The 21,655-nt window shown below is 73.3% G+C and carries 17 protein-coding genes; 3 read left to right on the top strand and 14 right to left on the bottom strand.

Annotation, left to right across the window (positions count from 1 at the left end; translation table 11 throughout):
* Window positions 1–128 precede the first annotated feature (128 nt).
* The 9 genes from RM540_RS05345 to wrbA all read right to left on the bottom strand — a co-directional run bounded on the left by RM540_RS05345 (window position 129) and on the right by wrbA (window position 7,184).
* Window positions 129–1,016 carry an SMP-30/gluconolactonase/LRE family protein gene (locus tag RM540_RS05345; RefSeq protein ID WP_311662512.1) on the bottom strand — a complete coding sequence of 296 codons (888 nt, stop codon included), beginning with the start codon at window positions 1,014–1,016 and terminating at the stop codon, window positions 129–131.
* A gap of 1 nt (window position 1,017) precedes the next feature.
* A complete protein-coding gene (locus RM540_RS05340; RefSeq protein WP_311662511.1) occupies window positions 1,018–1,470 on the bottom strand; it encodes a cupin domain-containing protein in 453 nt (150 codons plus the stop codon).
* Window positions 1,471–1,655: 185 nt separating this feature from the next.
* Entirely contained in the window at window positions 1,656–2,450 is a 795-nt protein-coding gene (locus RM540_RS05335) for a TrkA C-terminal domain-containing protein (RefSeq protein ID WP_311662510.1), read from the bottom strand.
* Window positions 2,451–2,561: 111 nt separating this feature from the next.
* Complete coding sequence (locus tag RM540_RS05330) at window positions 2,562–2,939, bottom strand: MliC family protein (RefSeq protein ID WP_311662509.1); 378 nt, start codon at window positions 2,937–2,939, stop codon at window positions 2,562–2,564.
* Window positions 2,940–3,087: 148 nt separating this feature from the next.
* Window positions 3,088–3,672 carry an NADPH-dependent FMN reductase gene (locus RM540_RS05325; protein WP_311662508.1) on the bottom strand — a complete coding sequence of 195 codons (585 nt, stop codon included), beginning with the start codon at window positions 3,670–3,672 and terminating at the stop codon, window positions 3,088–3,090.
* An 88-nt stretch (window positions 3,673–3,760) separates the two neighbouring features.
* Window positions 3,761–4,669 (bottom strand): DUF5996 family protein, encoded by a 909-nt coding sequence (locus tag RM540_RS05320; RefSeq protein ID WP_311662507.1) that lies wholly within the window; start codon window positions 4,667–4,669, stop codon window positions 3,761–3,763.
* Window positions 4,670–4,865: 196 nt separating this feature from the next.
* The gene (locus RM540_RS05315; RefSeq protein ID WP_311662506.1) at window positions 4,866–5,573 is read right to left on the bottom strand and encodes an alpha/beta hydrolase; all 708 of its coding nucleotides are present in this window, start codon (window positions 5,571–5,573) and stop codon (window positions 4,866–4,868) included.
* Window positions 5,573–6,511, bottom strand: a complete 939-nt coding sequence (locus RM540_RS05310; protein WP_311662505.1) for a ring-cleaving dioxygenase — start codon at window positions 6,509–6,511, stop codon at window positions 5,573–5,575. The genes RM540_RS05315 and RM540_RS05310 overlap by 1 nt, the downstream gene beginning before the upstream one ends.
* Before the next feature lie 73 nt (window positions 6,512–6,584).
* Window positions 6,585–7,184, bottom strand: a complete 600-nt coding sequence (gene wrbA / locus RM540_RS05305) for an NAD(P)H:quinone oxidoreductase (RefSeq protein ID WP_311662504.1) — start codon at window positions 7,182–7,184, stop codon at window positions 6,585–6,587.
* Window positions 7,185–7,378: 194 nt separating this feature from the next.
* Here wrbA and RM540_RS05300 point away from each other — a divergent pair, with 194 nt between their 5' ends.
* Window positions 7,379–8,422 (top strand): AraC family transcriptional regulator, encoded by a 1,044-nt coding sequence (locus RM540_RS05300; RefSeq protein ID WP_311662503.1) that lies wholly within the window; start codon window positions 7,379–7,381, stop codon window positions 8,420–8,422.
* 187 nt (window positions 8,423–8,609) lie between these two features.
* On the opposite strand, the gene RM540_RS05295 is transcribed toward RM540_RS05300, so the two are convergent.
* The 4 genes from RM540_RS05295 to RM540_RS05280 all read right to left on the bottom strand — a co-directional run bounded on the left by RM540_RS05295 (window position 8,610) and on the right by RM540_RS05280 (window position 17,441).
* On the bottom strand, window positions 8,610–10,145 hold the full coding sequence (locus RM540_RS05295; protein ID WP_311662502.1) for a TolC family protein: 1,536 nt from the start codon (window positions 10,143–10,145) through the stop codon (window positions 8,610–8,612).
* Window positions 10,146–10,333: 188 nt separating this feature from the next.
* Window positions 10,334–13,597, bottom strand: a complete 3,264-nt coding sequence (locus RM540_RS05290) for an efflux RND transporter permease subunit (RefSeq protein ID WP_311662501.1) — start codon at window positions 13,595–13,597, stop codon at window positions 10,334–10,336.
* Between the two features lie 140 nt (window positions 13,598–13,737).
* A complete protein-coding gene (locus tag RM540_RS05285; RefSeq protein WP_311662500.1) occupies window positions 13,738–14,889 on the bottom strand; it encodes an efflux RND transporter periplasmic adaptor subunit in 1,152 nt (383 codons plus the stop codon).
* Window positions 14,890–15,020: 131 nt separating this feature from the next.
* Window positions 15,021–17,441 (bottom strand): TonB-dependent receptor domain-containing protein, encoded by a 2,421-nt coding sequence (locus tag RM540_RS05280; RefSeq protein WP_311662499.1) that lies wholly within the window; start codon window positions 17,439–17,441, stop codon window positions 15,021–15,023.
* A 148-nt stretch (window positions 17,442–17,589) separates the two neighbouring features.
* On the opposite strand from RM540_RS05280, the gene RM540_RS05275 reads away from it, so the two are divergent.
* Both RM540_RS05275 and RM540_RS05270 read left to right on the top strand, forming a co-directional pair.
* Entirely contained in the window at window positions 17,590–18,798 is a 1,209-nt protein-coding gene (locus RM540_RS05275) for a sensor histidine kinase (RefSeq protein ID WP_311662498.1), read from the top strand.
* Window positions 18,791–19,615, top strand: a complete 825-nt coding sequence (locus tag RM540_RS05270) for a LytR/AlgR family response regulator transcription factor (RefSeq protein WP_311662497.1) — start codon at window positions 18,791–18,793, stop codon at window positions 19,613–19,615. The genes RM540_RS05275 and RM540_RS05270 overlap by 8 nt, the downstream gene beginning before the upstream one ends.
* A 255-nt stretch (window positions 19,616–19,870) precedes the next feature.
* Here RM540_RS05270 and RM540_RS05265 read toward each other — a convergent pair whose 3' ends face one another.
* On the bottom strand, window positions 19,871–21,457 hold the full coding sequence (locus RM540_RS05265; RefSeq protein ID WP_311662496.1) for an amidophosphoribosyltransferase: 1,587 nt from the start codon (window positions 21,455–21,457) through the stop codon (window positions 19,871–19,873).
* Between the last annotated feature and the right edge of the window lie 198 nt (window positions 21,458–21,655).

The raw sequence follows: 21,655 nt of genomic DNA, 5'->3' as shown, positions 1-21,655 counted from the left end.
TGCGCGCTCTGAAGGTTCGCAGTGCGCCCGCCCCGCCCCGGCGCCCGCTACGAGGTTTCCTCTCCCCGGCCTGTACACGTGGGAGAGGGGCGGGGTGGCGAGTGCTATGCGAACTCAGCGACCCCGTATCAGTCCACCTCGAACCGGACCACTCGCTCGCCCGCCGTCACGAACAGCGACCGTCCGCCTCTCCCGAACGCCACGTTCGACGCGAGGGGCTCCACGTCGACGCGCTCCTGAAACTCCCCCTCGGACGAGAACACGTACACCCCGCCCGGCCCGCCGCCGACGACCGTTCCGTCGCTGGCCACCGCCAGCCCGTCCGGCATCCCCGTCTCGTACGTTGCGTCTGGTGTGTCCAGGAGCGTGCGCGGCGGACCGAACGTGCCGTCGGCGCTCACGTCGAACGCGACGTAGCGGCCGTGCGGCGGTTTCGAGTTGGTCGCGTAGGCGGTCCGACCGTCAGGCGAGAAGGCGATCCCGTTTGGCGCGTGGAGCGCGTCCGAGGCCAGAGTCACGGCGCCGGTCGCGGCGTCGACGCGGTAGATCCCGCACACGTCGGTCTCGCGGCGCGGGTCGTCGAACGTGTCGTCGAGCCCGAACGGCGGGTCGGTAAGGTAGGCGGCCCCCGAGGCCGGGCACACCGTGACGTCGTTGGGCGAGTTCAGACGCCGCCCGCGCACGCGCGTTACCAAAGGCCGCCGGGTCCACCGCTCCTCGTCGAGCACGAACACGCCGCGCTCGCCGTGCGAGCACAGCAGGAGGCGGCCGTCGGCGTCGAGGGACAGGCCGTTCGCCCCGTGCTCCTCGCCAGGCGGGTGGGGGTTGGAGGTGCCGGACGGACGGAGGAACACTTCGCGCGTCCACGCCCCGCCCTCGCTGACGGGCGGGCGGAGCAGGAAGATGGTGTTTGCCTTGACGTCGCTCACGAGGAGGCCGTCTAGGCGGTCCACCCAGAGCGGCCCCTCCACCCAGCAGAAGTTCTCGGCGACGACAGTTGGAGTGTGCAGGACCATGTCAGTCGAACCGGCAGGGCGTCGTGGCGTCGCGCTCCGAGTCGAACTGAACGATCATCAGGACGGCCGGCTCGTCGCCCGCCGTGCCGGAGCGGTGACCGCTCTTGCCGCCCCGCTCGACCGTCCCCTGGTCCTCGCCGAACGAGATCTCGCCCGGCCCGAACGTGCGCCGCTCGCCGTCCATCGACTCCACCCACCAGGCGCCGGAGAGCGGGACGATCCACTGGGGCGCCGGGTTCTCGTGCCACGTGCCGGTCCAGCCGGCCGGCTGGACCGTGAACAGGACCGTCATGCCGTCGTGGTGCTTCTCCCCGAGCCACTGCGGGTCGGCCGGCGGCGAGATCGACTCCAACTCGAACGCCGTCATGTGGCAGAGCCGCTGCCGGCTCACGCCGTCGTCGTCGGTGTAAAGGTGCCAGTAGGGCACGCGCGGGCTCGTCGGGTCGTCGCTCATGGGTCGGGGATTCAGGTGTCGCTGCGCGTGTGGGACGGTAGATGTCGAAGCTCGGTCACGCTGTAGGCGTTCCGCCGCGTTCGGGAAGGTGCGCGGTCAGTGGTGGCGGTAATGTGGTGGAGACCCGACAAGTGAGGGGGTGACGGAGAACGGGTGCGTAGGACAAGGGGGAGCTAGGCGTTCGGTCAGCGCGTCGTCCAGGCTTTCTCGTTCTCGTACGCCCGCTGCTGGACGTCCTGCTGTCGCTCCGTCTCTGCGTGTTCTTGCTGCGCCTCGACCCGTGCCCCCTCGCCGGGCCGGCCGCGCGGCCGGCTCCTCAACTCCGCCACCCGATCCTCTTTCCCGTACAGGACGACTTTGTCGCCGACGTGGAGGCGGTACGAGCCGCGGGGCACGGCGGCGGCCGTCTCGTCGGGGCGCAGGATGGAGAGCACCGTGACGCCCTCCTCCGGCAGGTTCAGCTCCCGGAGCGTTTTGTTCGCCAGCCACGTGCCCTCCTCGATCTCGAACTGGACCACGCGAAACCCTTCGCGCAGGCGGAGCAGCGCCTCGTAGTCGCGCACGGTGAGGGTGGTGTAGCGCCGCAGGACGTGCTCGATCGCGTGGTCGAGCGCGCGGCTAAACCGTCGGTTCTTGAACAGTGCGAACAGGCCCACCACGCCGGCCACGAGGAGCACTACCCGCCGGAGCACGACGGTCGTGCCCGACGGTTCAGCAAAGGAGGCGATGCCCGTGCCGAGGATCGTCACCAGTCCCGCGCTGTGCAGGAGCATCAGGGTCATCACGATCCGCCGCCGGGCCGGATGCTTGGTGATGTTTTCTGCCTCCGAGGTGGTAAAGCCCGTGCCGGTCGAGACCGAGCGGGCCTGGAAGCGCGCCACGTCCTCGGACAGGCCCGTCAGCATGAGCGCCTTGGCGGCGATCTGGTTGATGAGCACCGAGAGCGTGACGAACAGCAAGAGCGTGAGCAGGGCTCCCATATGATCCCGGCCACCCGTGTCTGTTTGGGGTCCGTATCGAGGAGGCTTCGCGGACCCTCCCCGACGCACGGAACCGAGCGCCCGAGACGGACCCGCGCCTGGCGCGCCGGGCTAGGCCGACGCCTCGCAGGACTCGACCATCTCGCCGCTCGTGCCGTCGCTGTTGTGGCGGAAAAGCGTGCCCTCCGAGCCGACGCCCGCGCCCTGCGTCCACCACTCGAGCTCGTCGCCCACGTAGCGGGAGCCGCTGCCCGACACCGCGATCGTCATCGGGAGCGTCTGGCCCTCGTACTCCACGACGGCCGTCTCGGTCGTCGGGTAGGAGGCCTGGATCGTGCTCCCGCTCTCGCACGTGTACATCGTCTGCGGGGCGGCCGCGGCCGCGGGCTCCGCCGTCGGCTCGGGTGTGAGCTCAGCCGTAGTCTCGTTGCTGGGAGACGAGCACCCCTGAACGGCAGCGATGAGGAGGACGGTTAGGAAAAGACGCATGGGGAGTAGAGAGCGGGCGGCAGGACGGGTAGGCGCTCTGCCGCGAGAAGTAACGGGGATGAGGTTGTGTAACGTGACGGGAACACAACGGCTCCGCCGGGGCCGCTAGCGCCCCTCTTCGGCGGGCGCCCGAGGGCGGGGCGTGTGTTCAGTCGTTTGCGCCGGATGGCTCGCGCAAACGGTCGATCCAGGCCGCTAGCGCCACGAGGTAGCGGCCGAGGTACGTCCGCGTCGTCTCGTCGGTTAGCCGCCCATCGGCGTCGAACTTCTCGTGAGCGCGCGCGACCAGGACCTCCGGCTGCGGCATACAGAACGAGTTCGTGAACTCGAACGCCTGCCGGAGCTGGCTCTGCCCGCGCGCCGACCCCGTCATGCCCGGCGACGCCCCGATGATGCCAACCGGCTTGCCCCCCAGCGGCGCCGACCGCGGCGGCCGCGAGGCCCAGTCGACCGCGTTCTTGGTCACCGCCGGCACGCCGTGGTTGTACTCCGGCGTGACGATAAGCACACCGTCAGCGGCGCGGATAGCCTCCTTAAGGGCCGCCACGCGCTCCGGGTCGCCCTCGGCCTCCACGTCTGCGTTGTAGAGCGGGACGCCCCGGAGGTCGAAGACGTCGATCGTCATGTCCTCCGGTGCGAGCTCCTGCGCCGCCCGCAGGAGCGCGCGGTTGTAAGAGCCCGTGCGGAGGCTGCCGGCGAAGCCGAGGACGCGGGTCGGTGAGGGAGCGCTCATGGGCGGGGTGGGGTCGGGCGGTAGGAGCCGGGGGGAGGCCAGACGGTAGAGGCCGGGCGGGGTGGGGACGTAGGGGCCGCGAGGGCCGTCAGGCCGGAGGGGCCGACTCGCGCTCCAGCCCCGCCCGGTCCCAGTCTGCTAGGTCGGCGGCGGCCTCGTAGGTGCTCTGTAGGAACTCCATGAGCACGGCGTCCGGGTCATCGGCCGTCCGCACGGCCTCGTAGGGCAGCACGAACTCGCCCAGGTCGTCGTGGAAGTACGCCGCCGCGGGCTCGACCGCCCACTCCGAGAACCCCTCCGGCTGCGGGTACGCGTAGGCGTAGAACGCCGCCTCGCCCAACCCCGCGCCCGCCCAGAAGCCGGCGCTCGAGAGCTCGCGCGAGTACGCCTCCTCCATCACCCAGTCGGCGCAGTTGGGGACGCCGCCGGGGTGCGTCGGCGCCTCGCGGCCGGAGAACCGCGTGACGGCGAGGTCGAAGGCGCCCCAGAAGAAGTGGACCGGGCTCACCTTGCCCAGGAAGCGGGCGCGGAAGTCGGTGAACACGCGGTGGGCCTGGACGAGCACGCGCCAGTGGCGCTGCGCCGCGTCGGCGTCGTAGGCCGCGTGCTCCGTGTCGTCGGGGAACGGCGTCGCGTCCTCCAGCTCGACGGGCCGGGCTAGGATCTCGACCTCAATGCCCAGGTCGGCAAGCGCCTCGGTAAACGAAGCGTAGAACGCGGCGACGGTCATCGGGCGGAGCGCGAACGAGCGTCGCTCGCCCTGCGTCGTCGAGATGCTCAGCCGGTGGTCGACGAAGTCGAACTCGACCTCGAAGCCGCCCTGCGAGGGGACGAGCCCGGTCGAGAGCCCGCGCGCGGTGACGTAGAGCGGGACGTGCCACGAGTGGTTGACCCACGGCGTCCCCTCCATGCGGACCTTGCCGACGACCTGGGTCCAGCGGTGGAGCGTGTCGTACGTGTCCTGCCAGTCGTCGAGCGGGAGGGGCGGCCAGGTCATAGGTCGGTTGGAGGTGGGGGAGCGTGAGTTAGGAGCGCCAGACGGGCCGGGCTCGTGCAGGACCGGGTGGTCTGCGGCGTTATCGGCGCTCAGACGCCGTCGGCGTTCAGGCCGGGCGGGGCGGGGTGGTCGTTGGGCGGGCGGCCCCGCCGGCCACCGCGCGCGGGACCCCTCGCCATGGCACTAGTCACCGGGCTCAGCAGGCGAGGTAGTCCAGGAGCTCGCGCACGAACTGGACCTCGTCGTCCACGACCGCGTGCGTGCCGCCGGGGTAGACGCGCTTGGTCACGTCGCCGCCGAGGTCCGTCAGGACAGTGGCCGAGCGCTCCAGGCGCGCGAGCGGGATGTGCGGGTCGCGCTCGGCGCAGCCCAGGAACACGCTCGTGCCGGCCAGGTCGCCGTCGTACTCGAACGCCTTGTCGGGGTAGGCGCCGCCTGCGCCCGCAAGTTCTGGGCGGGGTGAGGCGTCGTCGGCCTCGGCCGTGCCGATGAGCGCGCCCGAGAGCGCGACCACCCCGCCCCAGCGCCGAGCGTGGCGCGCGGCGTACTCGGCGGCCAGGCACGCGCCCTGGCTGAACCCGCCGAGCACGATCTGGGCGTCGCCCACGCCGAGCGCGCGGGCGTCCTCGACGGCCCGCTCGACGGCCGCGAGCGCCCCGCTCAGCGCGGGCTCGTTGTCGGCGAGCGGGGCCAGGAAGCTGTTCGGGTACCACTGCGGCACCCCCTGGATCGTGCCCGCCTGCGGTGCGAGCACGCTTACGCCGGGCCGCGCGACCGCCTGCGCGAGCGGTTCGAGAGACGTCGCGGTGGCCCCGCGGCCGTGGCAGAGCACAAGGACCGTGTGGGGGGAGTCTGCGGAGACGAGCGTGTGGACGCCCGCGTCGGTGTGGGGGTCGGCGGTCATCAGTAGGGGAGGGAGAGGGGGGCGAGGCGGGCTTCGATGGCGGCCCGCTTGGGCTCGTACTGGGGCGGGAGCTGGAGCGAACGGCCCAGCTCGGCTTCTGTCTCGTCGGTGGCGAATCCGGGCGGGTCGGTCGCGACCTCGAAGAGGATGCCGCCGGGCTCACGCGTGTAGACGGAGTGGAAGTACTGACGGTCGATCTGGGGCGTCGGCTGGAGGCCCATCCCCAAGAGTACCTCGCGGACCTCGAGCTCGGCCTCGTCGTCCGGCACGCGGAAGGCGATGTGGTGGACGGTCCCGCTCCCGTTTCGGCCCGCGCCCTCGACGGCCTCGCACGAGAGGTCGACGTAGCGGGCATAGTCGGCGGTGTCGTTGACGAACCGGATCCGGCCGTCCTCCTGTCCCTGCTCACGGTAGCCATAGGCTTCCGTCAACACGCGCGCCGTCGCCTCGGGCGCGCGTGAGCAGAGCGTGACGCTGTGGAAGGCACCGAGCGCTTGGTCCACCGGAACGGGGCCGTCGGCCCACTGCCCGTCGGCTCCGTCGGTTTCGATCATCTCCAGGGTCAAGCCGTCTGGCGCGCGGAGCCGCAAGCCCGACTCGCCAAACCGCTCGAACCGCTCGCCCACGTCCTCGCCCGCCTCGGCGAATACGCTTTGCCACGCATCGATCGCGCCCGGCGCCACGGCGTAGGCCGTCGCTGTCGTCTCGCCCGGTCCCGGGCGGCCCGGTGCAGCGCCCGCCCACGGGAAGAACGTGAGCACGGAGCCCGGGCGGACATCGCCGTCGGCGTAGTAGAGGTGGTAGGTGCCGGGGTCGTCGAAGTTGACCGTCTTCTTGACGAGCCGGAGGCCGAGGCGGCCGGCGTAGAAGTCGACGTTGGCCTGGGCGGCGCCCGTAATGGCGGTGACGTGGTGGAGCCCGGTGACGGGGGAGGACATGGTCTAAGCAGGTAGGACAGAGAAGAGCGGGCGCCCCGGCATGGAACGCCCGCCGATGCGCTCAGCGGAGCGGCTAGCTCGCGGTGAGCTTGTCGGTGTACTCGACCAGGCGGCGGGCCTGATGCCGAACCGCCGCGAGCGACTCGTCCGACACGCCCGAGCCGTCGGCCGTCACGGTCGCGCCGTAGGGGTTGCCGCCGGCCGCGAAGATGGCGTCGTCGGTGTAACCCGGCGGCACCAGGATGCAGCCCCAGTGCATCGCCGTGATGTAGAGCGTCTGGAGCGTCGTCTCCTGGCCGCCATGGGGGTTCTGGGCGCTCGTCATGGCCGTGAACGTCTTGTTCGCAAGCCCGCCCTTCTGCCAGAGCGGCCCGAGCGTGTCGATAAACGATCGCATCTGGCTCGTCCCGCCGCCGAAGCGCGTGGGCGACGAGAGGACGTAGCCGTCGGCCCACTCCATGTCGTCGGGCGTGGCCTCGGGCACGTCGGAGGTCTTCTCCTGCTGAGCCTTCCAGGCATCCTGGGCGTCGATGACGCCCTGGGGCACGGTCTCGCGCACCTTGCGGAGGCGGACCTCGGCGCCGGCGGCCTCGGCGGCCTCCTGGGCGGCCCGGGCCATCTGGTGGTTGTGGCCGTAGGTGGAGTAGTAGACGACGGCGATCTTGCTGGGCATGGGGCGAGGAGTTGTGAGACGGGAACGACGCCGGCACAAACGCTGGCGTCGTCTTCCCTCCAACACAGCGAGGCGTGTCGCGGTCCCGTCCGATCCCCCAGATGCCGTGTCCCGTCGTCCAGAAGTGGCGGGGTGGGACCAGGAACGGGGAGGACGGTGCGGGATACCAAAGGACCTCCACTAGATCGTCGTCCATGGACCCGCTCTCCCTCGCGCTCGCCGCCACCGACGTCCGCAGCGTGGCCCACGTCGCCGCCGAGCTGTCGGGGCCGTGGGCGCTCCAGGCCTCGCCCGAGCCGGGGCAGGCCGACCTCGTGCTCGTCTCGTCCGGGACGGCCGTCGTGGAGGCGGCGGGCGGGACCGTCACGCTGGACGCCGGCGCGGGTGCCGTGCTGCCGCGCTCGGTGCCCTACGTCGTGCGGTCGCCGCGTGGTGCGGCGACGGCGGCCGTAGCCATCGACGCGGTGACGGGCGCGTGCCCTGCCGAACGGTTCGAGCGCGTGCGCCACGACGCGCAGGGCCAAGAGAACGGCGCGCCGTCCGACGGCGTGGCGCCCGACCACGTCGTGCTGGGCTCGCTCCTGATCGAGGACACGGCGGCCAGCCCGCTCATCGCGGCGCTGCCCCCCGCCCTCGTGCTGCCGCCGGAGGCGGCCCCGTGGGCGAGCCAGACGCTCGCCCTTATCGCCGACGAGTCGCAGGCGGGGCGGCCGGGCGCCTCGGCCGTCGCGGCACGACTCGCCGAGGTGTTCCTGCTCCAGACCGTCCGCGCCTACGTCGAGGGGCTCCCCGAGGTCTGCCCTGACGGCGGCGACCGGTCAAGCTGGCTGCACGCGCTCGCCGACCCGGACCTCGGGCGGGCGCTCCTGGCGATCCACCGCGCGCCCGAGCACCCGTGGACGGTCGAGGCACTCGCGGCCGAAGCGTATATGTCGCGCACGACGTTCGCGACGCGATTCACCGAGGCCGTCGGGACGCCGCCGCTCCGCTACGTCGCGAGTTGGCGGCTCCACAAGGCGGCCCGGTCGCTCCGGCGCGGCGCGGCCGTGTTCGAGGCGGCGGCCGACGCCGGCTACGGGTCCAAGGCGTCGTTCTCGAAGGCGTTCAAGCGCGCCACGGGCGTCTCGCCGAGCGAGTACGGCGGCGACGGCGCGGCCGGGTTGCCCGAGATGGGGCCGTACCTCGACGCGGTAGAACTCGCGCCTTCGGTGCGACGTGGCGCGACGTCGAGTTCGTAGAGCGCCAGTGGCCGGGCCTTCCCGCGCACGGCGACCTCAACCCTCGTCACGCTCGCGCCCTCTCGGACCTTGTCGTGGCGGGTAGATCCGCGTAGGCAAGGTCCGCGGCGGCGTCGGGCGCGCGCGTCCTGTGCTGGAGCACCCCCGAACGCCCCGCCCCGCCCGAGAGCCAGCGGTGGGCCGCCCGCTACTCCGGGCCGTCCGAACCGTCGAGGAGGGTCGGGGCAACGGCGGTCCCGGGCGGGAGGAGGACGCCGGCGAGGAGCCGGAGCTCGGCCTCGGCCCGCCGCGCCTGGTACACCGCCTCGACCCGGCGCGTGCGGACGTCGACGAGCGTGAGCTGGATCTGGCGGAGGTCGACCGGCGTGATGAACCCGAGCCGGAGCTGGGCGAGCGCCACGCGGACGTTCTCGCGGGCGACCCGCTCGTTGAGTGTCTCGAGATCGGCGAGCGCCCGGAACCCGCGGGCCGTCGAGGCGAGCCCGGCGGCGCGGGCCGCGTTCGCCAGCCGCTCGCTGGCCGTGAGGAGCTCGGCTTGGCGGAGGTCGATCCGCGCGTTCTCGAGCCGCCGCCGCCGCTCGCCGCCGTCGTAGATCGGGAGCGACGCCGTGACCCCGTACCGCAGGTCCGGCCCCACCGTCGGGGCGAGCGCGGGCGGGAAGAACCCGCGGTCGAACACGGTCAGCCCGACGCCGCCCGCCGCCCGCACCGTCGGCCGGTAGTCCGAGCGGACCTGGGCGACGGCCTGGGCCGCCACGGCCTCGGCCGCCTGGAACGCCGCGACGCGGCGGTTCCCCGCGCCGGCCTCCGCCACCAGGGCGTCGAGCGCGGGCGGGGCGCCGAGCGCGAGCGTGTCGGTCACGACGACGGCCTCGGGGTCGGGGAGGGCGAGCAGGCCGCCCAGCTCCGCCCGGGCGCCCGCGAGCTCCACCTCCTCGCGCAGAAGGAGCGCCCGGTCCGCGTTGTAGTCCGCCAGAGCCAGGGCCGCGTCGATCTCGGCGGACGTCCCAATGCGGACTTCGGCCTGCGCGATCCGCAGCCGGTCCTCAGAAACGGCCACGGCCTCGGCGCGCGCGGCCGCGAGGTCGGCCTGGCGGGCGGCGTCGAGGTAGGCCGCGGCCACGTCGAGGGCGAGCGCCTCGGCGTCGGCGTCGGCGAGGAGCGCGAGGCGGCGGGCCTCGGCCTGGAGCCGCCGGTACGTCGCCGCCCGCAGCCCGCCGTCGTAGAGCGTATAGCCCAGCGTGAGACCCGCGTCGAGCGCCGTCGACGACCGCGTGCCACCCGCCCCGCCCAGGCCCACGCTGTCCGCCCCGCCCCCGCCGAACGTGCTGCTCCGCGAGCCGGCGAGGCCGGCCGTCGCGTCGAGCGTCGGGAGGTAGCCCGCGTTCCCGCGCGTCACGTTGTTGACCGCCCGCGCGCCTTCGAGCACCGCGACCGCGCGGTCCGGGTTCTGGAGGAGCGCAACCGTGACGGCCTCGTCGAGCGTGAGCCGGACGGCGCCGGCCGGCGCGGCAAAGTCCGGGAGCGGCGGCTGCGTGGGGAGCGTGGCGCCGTAGAGCCGGAGCGAGTCGGGGAGCGGCGGGATCGAGTCCTGGCGGAGCGACGGGAGCTCCTGGGCGCCGGCCGCCCCGCCCACCATGAGCAGGGCGAGAGCGAGCGCAGCCTTTATGCCGAGCCACCCCGCCCGGTACCCTCCGCTTTGCGGCCGGTCGCGGGCGGGCATTCGCCCGCCCGGCTCCCAGGCTCGAAAAGCTGTCCTTATCAAAGGGGACAATCTGAGCGCCCGCTGAGCGGAGCCGAAGGCGCAGCGATGGGCGCTCGGACGGGGGGTGCGCCGCGCACGGTCGCGCCCGCCGCGAGCGGGACGGGGCGGGGTGGGCGCACGGAAGGCCTCTCGCATCTCGGTCTCGCTCACGATGCCTCCGCTGAGCGCTCGTCCGCCGGGGGCGGGGCGGCCTCGGCCGGCGCCCCGTCGCCGCCCGCCGCCCCGCCCGCGCGCATCGGCGGGTCGTCGGGGAGGTCGCCCGTCGCGCCGTCGCCGGCCGCCCCGCCCGTGGTCTCCGCTCCGTCCCCGGTCTCCGCCCCGCCCTCGGCCAGCGGGTCGTCGGTCTCCTCGCCCAGCGACGGGTGGACGTCCGCGCTCGCTAGGTAGGTGTAGAGCGCCGGGATGACGTAGAGCGTGAGGAGCGTGCCGACCAGGAGCCCGCCGATGACGGCGAGCCCCATCGGCACCCGGCTCTCGGCGCCCGACCCGAGCGCGAGCGCGATCGGGAGCGTCCCCAGGACGGTCGAGAACGCCGTCATGAGGATCGGCCGGAACCGGGCCGCCGACGCCTCCTCGGCCGCCTCGCGACGGTCGAGCCCCTCAGCCCGCTTTTGCTTGGCGAACTCGACGATCAAGATGCCGTTTTTCGTGACGAGCCCGATAAGCATGACCAGCCCGATCTGGCTGAACACGTTGATCGTGCTCCCGAACACGTACAGCGCCCCGAGCGCGCCGACGAGCGCGAGCGGGACCGTCAGGAGGATCGTCACCGGGTCGCGGAAGCTCTCGAACTGGGCCGCCAAGACGAGGTAGATGAGGACCAGCGCGAGCCCGAACACGACGAAGATGGACCCGCCCGCCTCGCGGAAGTCGCGGCTCTGCCCGTCGAGGGCCGTCGAGAACCCGGCCGGCAGCGTCTCGTCGGCGATCCGCTCCATGGCCTCGATGGCGTCGCCGAGCGAGACGCCCTCGGCCGGCTCCGCCGACACCGTCGCCGCCGTAAAACGGTTGAAGCGGTACAGCTGGGGCGGGGCGGCCGACTCGGTCAGCGTGACGAGGTTCGAGAGCGGGATCGGCCGGCCGTCGGCGCTGCGGACGAAGATGCCTTGCAGGTCGTTGGGCGTCGCCCGCGCCTCGCGCTCGAGCTGGCCGATGATCTCGTACTGCTCGCCGCCGCGCGTAAAGTACCCGAACCGGCCTTCGGAGAGCGCGACGGCGAGGGCCTGGGCCACGTCGAGCGGGGCGATCCCGAGCGCCTGCGCCCGGTCGCGGTCGACCTCGACCTGGAGCTCGGGCTGCGTAAACTCGAGGTCGGCCCGCGCAAACTGGAACGCGGGGTCCTGCGTCGCCCGCTCCATGAACGCCGGGAGCGCGTCCTGGAGGGCGGGGAGGTCGGGCGCCTGGATCACGAGCTGGACCGGCGAGCCCCGGCTCGACGACGTCGAGATCGTGGCCGGCTGGCTCACGTTCACGCGCGCGCCCGGCAACGTCTTGACCGCCCGCTGGACGGCGTTCGCGATCTCGTCCTGGCTCCGCTCGCGGCCGTCGGGACCGACGAGGATGAGGTTGGCGAACGCCGAGTTGACCGAGCCCGACGACCCGAACCCGGGCGAGGTGACGGAGATGAGCGCCTCGGTCTCGGGCACCTCGCGCTGCAAGAGCGCGATGAGCTCGTTCGTGTAGGCGTCCATGTAGGCGTAGCCCCGCCCCTGCGGCGCGTTCGCGAACAGCCGGATCTGCGAGCGGTCCTCGGCCGGCGCCAGCTCGCTTTCGAGGTGCGTAAAGAGCCACCACGTTCCCACCCCGGCCGCCGCCATGACGACGAGCGAGAGCCACCGGACGTCGAGAAAGTGCTCCAGCGTGGTCCGGTACGCCCCGTTCAGACGCTCGAAGGCCGGCTCGGTCTTCCGGTAGAGCCACGGCTTTCGGTCGCGCTTTTTGAGCAGCTTCGACGAGAGCATCGGCGTGAGCGTGAGGGCCGCGAACGACGAGATCACGACGGCCGCGGCGATCGTCAGCCCGAACTCGCGGAAGAGCGCCCCGATCACCCCGCTCTGGAAGATGATGGGGAGGAAGACGGCGACCAGCGCGAGCGTCGTCGCGATGACGGCGATGTAGATCTCCTTCGTCCCGGCAATCGCGGCCGGGACCGGGTCCATCCCGCCCTCGATCTTGGCGTAGATGTTCTCCAGCACCACGATCGCGTCGTCGACCACGAGCCCGATCGCGAGGACGAGCGCGAGGAGCGTGAGCACGTTGATCGAGAACCCGGCGAGCGCCATCACCCCGAATGCGCCGACGAGCGAGACCGGGATGACGAGGACGGGGACGAGCGTCGTCCGCCAGTCGCGGAGGAAGCCGAAGATGACCAGGACGACGAGCCCGAGCGCGATAAAGACCGTGTTGCGGACCTCGGCGATCGAGGCCCGGATGGGCTCCGTGTTGTCGAACCCGATGCCCAGCTCGATCCCGTCCGGGATGTCCTGTTCGATGCCCTCGATGCGGTCGTAGAACTCGTCGACGATGTCGATGGAGTTGGCGTCGGCGAGCGGGCGGAGCACGACGCCGACCATGGCGATCCCGTCGCGCTTGAGGACGGTCCGCTGGTTCTGGGCCGCCAGCTCGACGCGGCCGACGTCGGAAAAGCGGACGAGCGTGGTCCCGTCGTTTTTGAGCACGAGGTTCTCGAACTCCTCGGTCGTCGCGATCCGCGTGAGCGGGCGGATCGTGAGCTCGACCTGGTCGCCCTCGATGATCCCGCCCGGGAGCTCGACGTTCTGCTCCTCGACGGCCCGGCGGACGTCGCCCGGCGTGAGCCCGTAGGCCGCGAGCCGCACCGGGTCCATCCAGAGCCGCATGGCGTACCGCTTGTCGCCCCAGATGTCGACCGAGGCCACGCCGTCGATCGTCTGGAGCCGCTCGGCGAAAAAGTTGTCGGCGACCTCGGAGAGCTCGAGGAGGTCGTGCTGCTCCGACGACAGGTTGAGGAAGACGACGGGCTCGCCGTCGGCGTTCGACTTCGAGATGACCGGCTCCTCGGCCTCGTCGGGGATCCGGCCGCGCGCCCGGCTCACGCGGTCGCGGACGTCGGCGGCGGCGGCGTCGAGGTCGGCCCCGAGGTCGAACTCGACGCGGACCGTGCTCCGGCCCTGGTTGCTGGTGCTCGTGATCGAGCGGATGCCGTCGATGGCGTTGACGGACTCCTCGATGGGCTCGGTCACCTGGCTCTCGACGACGGCCGCGTTCGCGCCCCGGAGGTCGGTCCTGACCGAGATCACCGGCGTCTGGACGATGGGGTACTCGCGGACCCCGAGCTCGAGGTACCCGATGGCCCCGCCGATCAGGATGACGAGCGAGAAGACGGTCGCGAGGACCGGCCGCCGGACGGAGACGTCGTAGAGCGAGGCCATCGGCTAGGCGGGGCGGGGGAGAGGGGCGGGGTGGCCCGCGGACGTCGCGGCAGGAGAGTCGCCACCCCGCCCCGCCCGCGGGCGGGGCACGGCGCGCGGGGCGCCGGGCGGGGTGGAGGAGCAGGGCGGGGCGGGGCGGCTCACTGGACGGCCTGGTACTCGCGGGTCCGCTCGGGCGTGCCCGCGGGGCGGACGCGCGTCGGGTCGAACGCCCCGCCCGGGCGGACCGGCTGCCCCGGGCGAACCTGGTTCAGACCCGACGTGAGGACGGCGTCGCTCGCGGAGAGCCCGCTCGTGACCTGGACCCGGTCGGCCGTGCGGACGCCCGTCGTGATGGCGCGCGGGACGGCCGCCCCGCCCTGGAGCACCCACACCGTCGTGCTGTCGGCGCCCGTCGTGACGGCGGCGGCCGGGATGAGCAGGGCGTCGGGGACCTCGTCGAGCACGAGCTCGACCTCGGCGAAGGCGCCCGGCTGGAGCACGTTGCCCGGGTTGCGGACGCGGGCGCGGACGGTGAACGCGCGCGTGGCCTGGTCGACGGCCGGCTCGGTCGCGTAGACCGTCGCCACGAACGGGTCGGGCTGGCCCGGCACCGAGAACCGGACGGGCTCGCCCTCGCGGACCTGCCCGAGGTAGCGCTCGGGGACCGTGAACTCGAGCCGGAGCTGGCTCGTCACGCGCAGCGTGGCGACGCGGTCGCCGGGCGAGAGGTAGGCCCCGGGGCTCACCTCGCGGAGCCCGATCGTCCCCGAGAACGGGGCCACGATCCGGCGGCGGCGGACCTCGGCCGAGAGCTGCGACAGCTCGGCGTCGAGCACGCGCGCCTCGCTCTCGGATTCGTCGAGCGCCTGGCGGCTCAGGCCGCCGATCTCGAACAGCTCGCGCCGCCGCTGGGCCTGCACCGAGGCGAGGTCGCGGCGCGTCCGCGCCCCCTCGATCTGGGCCTGGAGCACGTCGGTGTCGAGCGAGACGAGCGTCTGGCCCTGGCGGACGGAGCTGCCCTCGCTAAAGTTCAGGGCCGTCACGCGGCCCGCCACCTCGGCCCGGAGGTCGACGGCCTCCCACGGGAGGAGCGTGCCGGTCGTCGTCACCTTGTCCTCCAGGAGCTCCTGCGAGACCGGGGCGACGGTGACGGCGAGCGTGTCGCCCCCGCCCCGCCCGCTGTCCGCCCCGCCCGACGGCGGCTCCGCCTCGGCCTCCCCGCCCACAAAGCGGGGGACGAGCAGGAGCGCGACGGCGACGACGGCGACGCCGACCCAGAGACCGATCTTTTGGGGGCGGGTAAGGGCCACGGGGGCGGGGTGGGTGGGGTGGGGCGTACCGCCGCCGTCGGCGCGGCGTTCGGGGGCGGAACGTCCCAGGGTAGCGGTTTGGGCGGGGCGGGGGGTCAAGTTCTCAATTCGTCACCCGTTCCTCGTCCCGCTCAAAATTCCTCGCCCTCGAAGTCGCCGCCCCGCCCGCGCTCCTCGCGGCGCGCCTCCTGGCGGCCGAACTGGTACGAGAACGTGAGGCCAATCTGCTGGGCGCCCCAGTCGCGCTCGAACTGCTGGTAGAGGGCGGGTTGGTCGAGCGTGTACGAGAACCCGGCCAGCCCGAGCGGGTCGCGGAGCTGGAGCGTGAGCGCGGCCCGGTCGTCCAGGAGCTTCTGGCGGAGGGCGACGTCGATGAACGTCCGGGCGCCGACCCGGCCCTGCTCCGTGTCGAGCGGGGCGGAGTAGCGGGCCGTCGCCTGGAGGTCGAGGTCTCCCAGCCCGGTCCGGTCGCCGAGCCCGTAGCTCGCGTTGAGGCGGCCGCCCCAGCCGAACGCGTCGTTCGAGAGGTCGGCGTCGGCCGTCGTGCCTTCGGTCTGGAGCCGGAACGCCTCCAGGCTGAGGTAGCCGCCCAGCCCGCCCACGTCCTCGAACGACGTCACGAACTCGGCGCCGTACGAGTCCGACGTGTCCAGGTTCTCGAACGTCCGCACCGTCACGCCGTCGTCGCGGACGGTCGAGATCCGGCGGATGATGTCGGTCGTGCGGCGGGCGTAGGGCGTGAGCGAGACCGAGCCCCAGCCGGTCACGTGCGTGACGCCCAGCTCGAAGGCGTCGACGTACTCGGGCTGCAACGCCGGGTTGCCCTGGCGGACGTTGAGCGGGTCGTCGAACGACGGGAACGGGTTCAGCGACCACGTCCGCGGGCGGTTGATCCGGCGGCTGTAGCTGGCCTTGAGCGTCGTCGCCTCGGACGGGGCGAACGAGAGGAAGGCGCTGGGGAAGAGGCTCGCGTAGTCGTTGTCGAACGCCTCGTCGGTGGTCAGGAGGAAGAACGTGGTCTGGGCCTGCTCGAACCGGAGCCCGGCCTGCGCCCCCCACGGCCCGCGCTCGGCGGCGACCTGGGCGTAGAGCGCGTGGACCGTCTGGTCGTAGTCGAACTGGTTGTTGACGTCGGCGTCGGGGACGTACGCCCCGCCCTCGGCGAGCGACTCGGACACGAGCGTGCTCGACTGGGCCTCGAACTCGCCCTTGTAGCCGGCGTCGAGGCGGAAGGCGCCGAGCGGGCGCGTGTAGTCGACCTGGAGCGAGAGCTCGCGCTCGGTCTCGTCCTCGTCGACCCGCTGCGGGGCGTCGAGCGCGCCCGCCCCGCCCAGGAGCGTCGCGCTGTAGCGCTGGTCTTCGCCCTCGTCCGAGACCTCGCCGCGCCCCTCGACGGTCAGCCGGTGGCCCTCCCCGAACGTCTGGAGGAGGCCGAGCCGGGCGTCGAACGAGAGGCCGTCGTCGAGCTCCTCGGAAATCCGCTCGTACTCGAGGAGCGGGTCGCCCGAGGCGCTGCGGCGGAGCGTCGTGTTGGTCTCGACCTCGTCGCCGCCCCGCGTCCCGACCTGGAACTGCGACGTGAGCGTGGTGGCGCGCGAAACGCTGTAGTCGGCCGAGAGGTTGACGAGGTGCGACGTCCGCGTCCGGTCCTCGACCTCCTCCTGGTCGAGCGTGGTCGCGGCGGCCTCGTAGCGGTTGATGCGGAAGCTGGTCCCCGAGCCCGCGCGGGCGTCGTTGCGGTAGCCGTAGGTGCCGGCCAGCGACCACGGGCCGCGTCCGTACGTCAGCGCGACCGTCCCGTCGTAGCCGCCCTGCGTATCGGCCCCGGCCGTGACCGTGCCGCCGAGCCCGAGGTCGGCGTCGTCCTTGAGGACGATGTTGATGATCCCGCCCACGCCGTCGGGCTCGAAGGCCGCCGACGGGTTCGGGATCACCTCGACGCGCTCGATGGAGCCGGCGGGGAGGCTCGCGAGGTACGACGCCACAAAGTCGCCGGAGACCGGGGCGGGGCGGCCGTTGACGAACACGGCGACCGAGCCGGCCCCGCGCAGCGACACGTTCCCGTCGATGTCGACGTCGACCGAGGGCAGCGTGGCGAGCACGTCGACCGCGCTCCCGCCCTCGGCCACGGGGTCGTCGGCCGTGTCGTAGACGGTCCGGTCGATCCGCGTCTGCACCTGGGGCCGCCGGCCCGTGACCTGGACCTCGGCGAGCGCCTCGGCGCTGGGCTCCAGCCCGACCGTCCCCAGGTCCGCCCCGCCCGCGCCCACCTCGACGTCCGCGCGGCGCGCGTCGTCGTAGCCGACAAAGCTGACGACGACGTCGTAGGTGCCCACCGCGAGGTCCGTCACGCGGACGTTCCCGTCGATGTCGGCCGCCGCCCCGCCCGCGAACGTCGAGTCCGCCCCGCCCGCCGGGTACAGGGCCACCGTCGCGGTCGGGAGCGGCTGGTCGCTCTCGGCGTCGACGACGCGGGCTGTGAGCGTGCCGGTCTGGGCCGCCGCGAGCGGGGCGGCGGCGAGGAGGAGGGCGGCGAACAGCAGACGGGCCATCGGGCGGGGGCGGGGTGGGGGAGAGCGTATGACGGAGCGGGGTGGAGGATTCGGCGTCCGGCACGAGGTGCACGGGCGCGTCACGAGCGACACCGTGGTGCCCACGAGCGCGCCCCGCCCATGCTGCGCCTCCGCCTAGATTGAGCGCATGGAGACGCCCGCCTCCCCGCCCCGCCCCTGGTCCCGCCGCGCGGAGGCCGCCGCCGTGGCGTGCTTCTGGCTCGTGCTCGGCGTGCTCTCGGTCGTCCGCGAGGCGTTCCGGCCGTGGCGCGAGGACCCGCTGGGGGCGGCCGAGGCGTTCGGGGCGATGGCCGAGTACGGGCTGTGGGCGCTCGCGACGCCGGCCGTGGTCTGGCTCGTCGGGCGCTACCCCGTCGGGCGGGGCGCGTGGGCGGGGCGGCTGGCGGGGCAGGTGGTCGTGGCCGCCGCCGTGGCCCTCACCGTCGAGGCCGTCACGCGCGGGCTGCTCCGCCCCGCCCTCTCCGGTCCCCCGCGCCCGGGCCGGGAGTGGTCGCTGGGCGGGGCGGTCGGGGGCCTGTGGTTTTTGGACGAGCTGGTGATCGCGCTCGCGCTCGTCGCGGCTGGGTACGCGCGCGCGGCGCTGGTCCAGGTCCACGACAGCCAGGTCGAGGCCGAGCGGCACGTGGCCGAGCGGGCGCGGCTCGAGGCCCAGCTCGCCGAGGCCCGGCTCTCGGCGCTCCGCATGCAGCTCCACCCGCACTTCCTGTTCAACACGCTCAACGCCGTCTCGGCCCTCGTCGAGCGCGACCCGGCCGGCGTGCGGACGCTCGTCGCCCGGCTCTCGTCGCTGCTCCGGCGCGTGCTCGACGCCCCGCCCGACCTCATCCCGCTCCGAGACGAGGCCGCGTTCCTCCGCGACTACCTCGACGTCCAGCGGGTCCGGTTCCAGGGGCGCCTCGACGTCGAGGAGGCGTGGGCGCCGGGGACGCTCGGCGCGCTCGTGCCGCCGCTCGTGCTCCAGCCGCTCGTCGAGAACGCCGTCGGCCACGGCGTCGGCCGGATCGAGGACGGCGTGGGGACGATCCGCGTGGGCTCGCGCCGCGACGGCGACCGGCTCGTGCTGACCGTCGAGGACGACGGCCCGGGCCTGGGCGGGGCGGACCTGACCGGAGCGGACGTGGGCGGGGCGGGCTCGGGCGGGACCGGCCCGGGCGGGGTGGGCCTGCCGAACACGCGGGCGCGGCTCGACGCCCTGTTCGGGGCGGACGGCCGGCTCGACCTCGCCGCGCGCTCGGGCGGCGGCGTCATAGCCCGCGTCGTGGTCCCGTTCCGCCTGGCGGCCGGGGGCGACGGCCAGGCCGCACTCGCGCCGCCCGTCCCGACCGGCCGTGGCTGAGCCGCTCCGCGTCCTGGTCGTCGACGACGAGCCGCTGGCCCGGCAGCGCGTGCTCGACCTGCTCACCGCCGAGCCCGACGTGGAGGTCGTCGGGACGGCGGGGACCGGGCGGCAGGCCGTCGCCGCGCTCGCGGGCGGGGCGCAGACCGCGGGGGCGCAGACCGCCGGGGCGGTCGACGTCGTCTTCCTCGACGTCCAGATGCCGGGGCTGAGCGGGCTCGAGGTGGCCCGCGAGGTCGGGCCGGAGGCGATGCCGGCGACCGTGTTCGTGACGGCGTACGACCAGCACGCGCTCGCGGCGTTCGATGTGGCCGCGGTCGACTACCTCCTCAAGCCGTTCGACGACGACCGCTTCCGGCAGGCGCTGGGCCGCGCGCGCGAGGCCGTCCGGCTCCGCGAGGTCGACGCGCTCCGGGGCCGGCTGGCGGTGCTCCTCGGTGCCGAGCCCGGAGCCGCCCCGTCCGAGCGGCCGGCGTACCTCGAGCGGATCGCGGTCGAGGGGCGGGGGCAGGTCCGCCTCGTCCCGGTCGCCGACGTCGACTACGTGGTGTCCGACGGCCCGTACGCCGAGGTCCACGCGGGCGGGGAGGTCCACGTGATCCGCGAGACGATGCGGGCGCTGGAGGAGCAACTCGACCCGGCGCTCTTTTTCCGCGTCCACCGCTCGACGATCGTCCAGGTCGACCGCGTCGAGGCGCTCCTGACGGCGCCGGGCGGGGACTACGCGGTGCGCCTGAGGGATGGGACGCGGCTGGGCCTCAGCCGGTCGCGGCGCGACGCGTTCGCGCGGCGGCTCGGGGTGGGCGGGGCGGGGTGACGGGGGCGTCGGACAGGACTGCAGGGGCGAGCGCTCTGATACCGAATCTTTGAGTTCGTGCGCCATCCCCCACCCCGCCCAAGCGGCCTCTACGGCGTCCTCTCTCCCGCTGGGAGAGGGACGCCGCGCAGCGTCGGCGCAGCCAGGGTGAGGGGCGGGTCGTGAGAACAGCCGAAAGGCCGCACGCAGCCGCCCCGCCCCAGGATGATCCGCCCCGCCCCCGCACGGCAACGGCGCCCCGCCCGGGCGGGGCGGCTACCAGTCGTTCTCCTCCTTCGCCACGTCCGCCTCGACGGGCACCGGGTACTCGCCCGAGAAGCACGCGTGGCAGTAGCGCTCGCGCCCGTCGTGGGCCTCCTCGACGGCGTCGAGCATGCCCTCGACCGAGAGGTAGCCCAGCGAGTCTACGCCCAGCCACTCGGCAATCGCCTCGACCGAGCCGTGGGCGTTGGCGGCCAGCTCGCCGCGCGAGGGGAAGTCCATGCCGTAGAAGCACGGCCACATCACGGGCGGCGACGCCGAGCGGAAGTGGACCTCGGCCGCGCCGGCGTCGCGCACCATCTGGACGAGTTGCCGGGCCGTCGTCCCCCGCACGACCGAGTCGTCGACCATGACCACGACGCGGTCCTTGAGCACGCCCGCGACCGCGTTGAACTTGGTCCGCACGCGCTGCTCGCGCGCCTGCTGGCCGGGCGCGATGAAGGTGCGCCCGACGTAGTGGTTGCGGATGAGGCCGATGTCCAGCTTGCACCGGCGGCCGGTCTTGTTCGACTCCGACACGTAGCCGATGGCCGCCGTGTTCGACGAGTCGGGGACCGACATCACGAGCGGCCGCTTGCCCTCGCCCTTGGGCACGAGCGGGACCGGCGCGTCGTGGGCCAGCCGCTTCCCCATCTTCCGCCGGACCTTGTCGACGGTCGCCCCGAACACCTTCGAGTCGGGCCGCGAAAAGTAGACGTACTCGAACACGCACTGGCTGACGCCGTGGCGCCGCGGCAGGCACACGCCGTTGAACCCGGCCGTCGCCGCCCCGCCCTCGCCGCCGGCCGGGCCGGGGTAGAGGGCGCCGTCGCCGCCCGCCCCGCCCGCGGCGTGCTCGGCCACGCGCTCGACGCCGGCCCGGTCGATGACCAGGATCTCGCCCGGCGCGACGTCGCGGACGTACTCGGCGCCGACGATGTCGAAGGCGCACGACTCCGACGCCACGACCCAGGCCGGCGTCGCGCGGCCCGGCGCCGGGTCGAGCCGGCCCAGCGCGAGCGGGCGGAACCCGTTCGGGTCGCGCGCCGCGATCAGCGCGTCGTCGGTAAGGATGACGAGCGAGAACGCGCCGCGGCAGGCGTGGAGCGCGTCGACGATGCGGGCCACCGGCCCGGTCTCCGTGCTCTGGGCCGCCAGGTGCAGGATGAGTTCGGTGTCCGACGACGAGTTGAACAGCGTCCCCCGCTCGACGAGTCGGTCGCGGATGGACCGCGCGTTCGAGAGGTTCCCGTTGTGGGCCAGCGCCAGGTTGCCCTCCTGGTAGTGGACGACGAACGGCTGGATGTTGGCCGGGTTCGTCGCGCTCCCCGATGTCGAGTACCGCGTGTGGCCGATCGCCGCGTCGCCCACGAGCGTCCGCTCGAACACCTCCTCCTCGTCGAACACGTCGAGCACGAGCCCGAAGTCCTTCTCGACCGGCATCACCTTGCGCCCCTTCGACTCGTCGTAGACGCTCGTCACGATGCCGGCCGACTCCTGGCCCCGGTGCTGGAGCGCGTGGAGGCCGAAGTACGAGAGCCGGGCGGCGTCGGGGTGGTTGAAGACGCCGAAGAGGCCGCAGTGGTCGCGCGGTTTGTCCACAGGAAACGCCGGGGGCGGGGTGGGGGAGGGCCAGGTTAACCGCCCCGCCCGGCCCGCGGGTGCGCGCCCGGGGAAAGATTCAAGCGGCTCGCTCCGCTCGCGGGACTGGGGACCAGGGGAATGAGGGACTCGGGGAACGCGCCGCGCGAACGGAGTCAGAGACTGTTTGGTAACCCGCTTCGAGTCCCCTCCCCCGGT

Origin of the sequence: Rubrivirga litoralis, from assembly GCF_031846415.1 — a bacterium.
Taxonomy (GTDB): domain Bacteria; phylum Bacteroidota; class Rhodothermia; order Rhodothermales; family Rubricoccaceae; genus Rubrivirga; species Rubrivirga litoralis.
This window is presented reverse-complemented; position numbering and strand designations above follow the sequence as displayed.